Raw genomic sequence first — 5,485 nt, forward strand, 5'->3', positions numbered from 1 at the left:
GGCCGCGCCGGCGCGGCCAACGGCGGCCATGAGGCCTTGACCGCGTCGTAGATGCGCTTGCCCACGCGGCCGTCCTGCGGCAGGTTGCGGCGCTCCTGCTCGGCGCGCACGGCCTCGCGGGTCTTGGCGCCGGGGATGCCGTCGGGCACGCCGACGTCATGGCCGAAGTCGTACAGCATGTCCTGCAGTTCCTTGATCTGCGCGCGCGACAGGCCGGGGTCATCGGTCGGCCACGGCGTGGCCAGGCCCGGGCGGTCCTGCAGGCGGTTGAGCAGCAGCGCCACGGCCAGCGCGTAGCGGCGCGACTGGTTGTAGTGCAGGATGGCGTCGAAATTGACGGTCGCCAGGAACACCGGACCGCGCGAACCGGTCGGCGCGAACAGATAGGCCTGCTCGCCTTCGCCCGAGGACAGCTTGAGCGCGGCACCATTGCCCTGCTTCACGCCGGCCTGGACCCACTGCGCGATCGTGCGGCGGTCTTTCGCGCCCACATATTCGGCATCCGGCTCCGGCGGGATGGTGGCGGCCAGCTCGGCGGGCAGGCGCACCTCCACCACGGCCGGCAGGCCCATGGTCCACTTGGCGCGGCGCTTGCGCAGGTGGTTGGCGGTGGATGCCAGCGCGTCAGGCAGCGAGTTGTACAGGTCGATGCGGCCATCGCCGTCGCCATCGGCGGCCAGCTCGTAGAACGAGGTCGGGATGAACTGGGTCATGCCGAAGGCGCCGCTCCAGGAGCCGACGAAGTTGTCGGCGGGCACCACGCCGTCGCGCAGCAGGCGCACCGAGGCGTAAGCGTTCTTTTCCCACAGCGGCTTGTTCTCGGTGCAGGCGCGCGTGAGCCAGGCGTTCAGCACATTGGTCTTGCCGATCTGGCGGCCGTAATTGGTCTCGATGCCGAAGATGGCGACCAGCGTGGCCGGATCGACCTGATACTGCTGGCCGATGGTGTTCAGCTGCGAGCCGACCTTCTTCATCATCATCTTGCCGTCGGCCACGCGCTCGTCGTCGACCGTCTTGGCGATGTAGTCCCACCAGCTCTCGCGGCCTTCGGGCTGGCCCTTGGCCGAGGACACCGTGGTCGGCAGCAGCTTGGCGTCGGCGGTGTACTTGTCCCAGTCAGCGAGCGTCAGGCCGTTGGCCGTGGCGCCCTTGCGCAGCTTGTCCAGGCAGGCCTTGGTGTCTTCCGCCGTCGGCATGATGACGACCGGATCGGCGGTGGCCGCCGGCGCGGCGGTGGCGGCGGGAACGGCGGTCGGCGCAGTAGCGGGAGCCGGCGCGGCGGTACGCGGCGGCAGGGAGCCGGTTCCGGCGGGAGTCGCGGATTCGGGCGCGGGCGCGGCGGCCGGCGCCGGGGTGCGCGGCGGCAGCGCGCCGGTTCCGGCCGGCGTTGCGGATTCGGGCGTGGGTGTGACGGCGGGCGTGGCGGCGGGCGTGGCGGCCGGCAGCGGCGTGTCGTCGAAGCTGCGCTTGGGTGTCAGCGCAGGCGCGGCCGGCGCCGGCGTCTGCGCGCGCGAACCGGTGGCCGAGGCGGGCTGGGCCTGCGCGGCGCCGGCGGCGGCGGTCAGCGCGGCGGCCAGCAGGATCTGGGGAAAGGCATCGATTCGAAAACGAATGGAGCGCAAGGACATGGCATTCCTAAAAATCGGACTCAGCCGCGATCGTACCGCGTGCCGATGATGAAATCTAACCGCCGGTGGCCTGTCCGGCGGCAGCCGCCGCCGGCCTGGGAGGAGGCCGGCGCAGCACGCGCCGGCACAGCGCCAGCGCCACCAGGCTGAACAGCGCGAAACTGGCCGACTGACCCAGCACCACGCCCTCGGGTCCGCCCAGGCGGGCGCCCAGCCAGACCAGCGGCAAGGTGCCCACGGTGGCGCGCAGCCAGCTGATGGCGGTGGAGTAGCCGGCGTGGCCCAGGTTGTTGAATACCGCCACGGCCACGAAGAAAAAGCTGTTCAGCACCCAGATGAAACTGGCGTAGCGACAGAAGAACACCACCAGGTCGCGGCCTGGGCCGGTGACCTTGAACAGGTCCGCGATGAACGGGGCCAGCAGCGCCAGCAGCACGGCCATGCCCAGGCCGTAAGCCAGCGCCAGCCTCGCGGTCAGCCGGGCCGTCTCGCGGATGCGGTCCCAGTTGCCCGCGCCCAGGTTCTGCCCCAGGATCGGCCCGATGGCGCCGGGCAGCACGAAGAACATCGAATAGGCCAGTTGCAGCACCCGGTCCATGACCGTGGCGCCGGCCATCACGCTGGAGCCAAAGCCGGCATAGGTGGACGCGGCGAAGATCACCGCCGCCGGCGTGGCCAGGCCGGTCAGGGCGGCGGGCGCGGCGATCCTGCCGATCGCGGCCAGCGCCGGCCGCAGCTCTCCACGGGTCGGCCAGCGCACCAGCCGGTGGCGTCCGAACACCAGCCAGCCGCCCAGCAGCATGGTGGCCAGGCGTCCCACGGCGCCGGCCCAGGCCACGCCCTGCAGGCCACCCTTGAAAACGAAGATCACCAGCGGATCCAGCAGCGCGACGGTCGCGGTGCCGGCCAGCAGCACCCACATGGACTGGCGGCCCCGGCCATGGGCGCGCAGCAGGTTGGACAGCATCATGCCGATCCCGCCAGCCACCATGAACGGTGTGGAAATGAAGACGAAAGACAGCAGATGGCCGCGCACCCTCGGCTCCAGGCCGACGGCGGCGGCATACGGACCGATGAACGCCAGATACAGCACCCCCGCCACGGCCGTGGCCGCCGTCATCAGGATGAGCGAGGCGCCGCCCAGGCGGCGCGCGCCCTGCCCGTCGCCAGCCCCCAGCGCGCGCGACACCATGGCCGCGCCGCCCACGGTGACGCCAATGCTGACCGACATCACCGTGAACAGCGTCATCGACCCCAGCCCCACGGCGGCCAGGATCGCTTCCTCGCCCAGCGTGCCCAGGTACAGCAAGGACAGGAATTCGACCGCGAACACGGCCAGCAGGCTGGCCCAGCCGGTCAGCACCATTTCGACCACATGCCCGCGCAGCGGGCCGTGGACGAAGCGCGCCTGCAGCGGCGCGGCCAGAGTCTGGGCCTGGCTTGCGTCGGACAAGGCTCAGCGCCGCACGGGCTTGGCCCGCAACTGTTCCAGGCGTTCGATCGCGGCCGGATAGCCCTGGGCGGCGGCGGCCTCGTACCAGCGCAGCGCCTCCTTGCGATCGCTCTGTTCCATGATCAGGCCCATGGTGTACTGCGCGTCGACATTGCCGCGTCTGGCCTCTTCCAGCCAGGCGCGGTTGACGGCGGCGTCGTGCTGGGGAGATTCGCCATAAATATGGACGTTCTCGCCCTGGACCTGGCCGCGCAGCGACGGCGCGCGGGTGTCGAAGAGCTGGAGCCAGAACCAGGTCACGCCCAGCACGAACAACAGGAACAGCACGGCGCAGAAGGTCAGTCGTTTTACGGTCATGGGCACATCGAAGAAAATGGAAGACAGCTGGCGGCCCGCGCAGGCGTCGCGCGCCACCCCGGCCGCGTTCATCTGGGTCCGGCCGGCGCGAACCAGTATTGCGACACGCGGCTGTCGTTGCTGTACCAGGGTAGCAGCATGCCGATGCTGTCGGACTCGCGCCTGACGGTCAGCAGCAGGCCGCCGCCTTCCGGCCGTAGCATCGCCACATGGCGGCGCACGCCCTGGGACTCATGCTGGCGCCAATCTTCGCGCGCGCTGATCCACAGCCGACCCTGCGCACAGCCCGAGACCAGCATGATCTGCTGGCGCGCCGGATCGACCAGGTCGCCGGCGGGCGACGCGGCACCCGGCAGCCGGCCCTCCAGCTTGCCGCCGCGTCCGTCCCGCAGCAGCGCCCGCCAGGCCTGGGCGTCGGACGCGAAGGTCACCGACGCGCCGGGCGCGGGGTTCCAGGCGCGGGAATCGCCCCCGCCCATGCCGGACAGGTACAGCGTCCACGCCAGGAAGCGGCCCAGGTCGTCCAGCGATGCGTCGCGCTCGCCGGTCCTGAACTCACCCTGGATGCGATACGGTCCCGTCAGGTCCGGGCATTGCGCCGGTTCGGACGGCGCCGTCGCCAGGCGCGGCTCGCGAAAGCCGGGCCAATCGACGGGCACCCCGTCCAACCGCGACGAACCACAGGCGGCCAGCGTGACGGCCAGCGCGACGCCGGCCGTCATGCGACGCGCGATTCTCGACGCTTCCCGCCTGGACATCATGGTTGCTCCCGCTGGCGCCGCCCGCGGCGGCTCATGGCGACGAACTATATCCGAATCACCGGCGCGCGTTGCCAAGCGCCCCGGCGCGGAGAATAATCGGCGCAGGTCCGGGCCGCCCCGCGACGCGCGGCGCGGACGGGTCCGCGCCCTTGGCCGTCATCCCATACCGGATATGATCGCGGCCTTGCCTGCCGCCAGCGGCGCGCACATCCCCACGCCTTACCCGAAGACCGGAGCCCCTATGTACGACTGGCTGAACGCCCTGCCCAAAGCGGAACTGCACATGCACCTGGAGGGGTCGCTGGAACCCGAGCTGCTGTTCAGCCTGGCGCAACGCAACGGCGTGGCGCTGCCCTGGCCCGACGTCAAATCGCTGCGCCAGGCCTATAACTACAACAATCTGCAGGAATTCCTGGACCTCTACTATCGCGGCGCCGACGTGCTGCGCACCGAGCAGGACTTCTACGACCTGACCTGGGCCTACCTGTTGAAGTGCCAAGAGCAGAACGTGGTGCACACCGAGCCCTTCTTCGATCCGCAGACGCATACCGACCGAGGCGTGCCCTTCGAGACCGTGCTCAACGGCATCAGCCAGGCGCTGGAAGACGGCCGCAAGCAGCTGGGCGTGAGCAGCGGCCTGATCCTGAGCTTCCTGCGCCACCTGCCCGAGGAAGCCGCCATGCGCACGCTGGAACAGGCCCTGCCCTACCGCGACGCCTTCATCGCGGTTGGCCTGGACAGCAGCGAGAAGGGCTTTCCGCCACGGCTGTTCCAGCGCGTGTTCGACCGCGCCCGCGCCGAAGGCCTGCCGGCCGTGGCCCACGCCGGCGAGGAAGGTCCGCCCGAGTACATCTGGGAAGCGCTGGACCTGCTCAAGGTGCGGCGCATCGACCACGGCGTGCGCGCGGCCGAAGACCCGCGCCTGATCGCCCGCCTGATCGATGAACAGATCCCGCTGACCGTCTGTCCGCTGTCGAACACCCGCCTGCGCGTGTTCCAGCACATGCGCGACCACAACATCCTGTCGCTGCTGGACGCGGGCGTGAAGGTCACGGTCAACTCCGACGACCCGGCCTACTTCGGCGGTTACGTCAACGAGAACTTCCACGCGCTGTACGAGCACCTGGGCATGTCGCGCGAACAGGCGCAGGCGCTGGCCGACAACAGCATGGCTGCAAGGTTGTAGGCCCACCCCCGAGCGCTACGCGCTTCCCCCTCAAGGGGGCGCCGCAGCGGACCGGAGGGATGGACCCACCCCCGAGCGCTACGCGCTCCCCCCTCAAGGG

At 70.3% G+C, this 5,485-nt stretch carries 5 protein-coding genes; 1 reads left to right on the forward strand and 4 read right to left on the reverse strand.

The genetic code is table 11. From position 1 onward, the window contains the following. From AC6LJ5_RS29785 to AC6LJ5_RS29800, 4 genes are all read right to left on the reverse strand, one after another. The coding region (locus AC6LJ5_RS29785) for a lytic murein transglycosylase (RefSeq protein WP_498142394.1) at positions 1-1,628 on the reverse strand (1,628 nt) is incomplete at its 3' end. Between the two features lie 55 nt (positions 1,629-1,683). Further along, the gene (locus tag AC6LJ5_RS29790) at positions 1,684-3,081 is read right to left on the reverse strand and encodes an MATE family efflux transporter (protein WP_233772405.1); all 1,398 of its coding nucleotides are present in this window, start codon (positions 3,079-3,081) and stop codon (positions 1,684-1,686) included. Positions 3,082-3,084: 3 nt separating this feature from the next. Next, on the reverse strand, positions 3,085-3,510 hold the full coding sequence (locus AC6LJ5_RS29795) for an SEL1-like repeat protein (protein WP_392412623.1): 426 nt from the start codon (positions 3,508-3,510) through the stop codon (positions 3,085-3,087). Beyond that, entirely contained in the window at positions 3,507-4,199 is a 693-nt protein-coding gene (locus AC6LJ5_RS29800) for a hypothetical protein (RefSeq protein ID WP_498142395.1), read from the reverse strand. Before AC6LJ5_RS29800 ends, AC6LJ5_RS29795 begins: the two co-directional genes overlap by 4 nt. Positions 4,200-4,440: 241 nt before the next feature. Between AC6LJ5_RS29800 and AC6LJ5_RS29805 the strand changes: the two genes are divergently transcribed. Continuing rightward, positions 4,441-5,385: an adenosine deaminase gene (locus tag AC6LJ5_RS29805; RefSeq protein WP_498142396.1), complete on the forward strand. Its 945-nt coding sequence runs from the start codon at positions 4,441-4,443 to the stop codon at positions 5,383-5,385. Positions 5,386-5,485: the final 100 nt, after the last annotated feature.

It is taken from the genome of Achromobacter sp. 1011791174 (genome assembly GCF_059760925.1).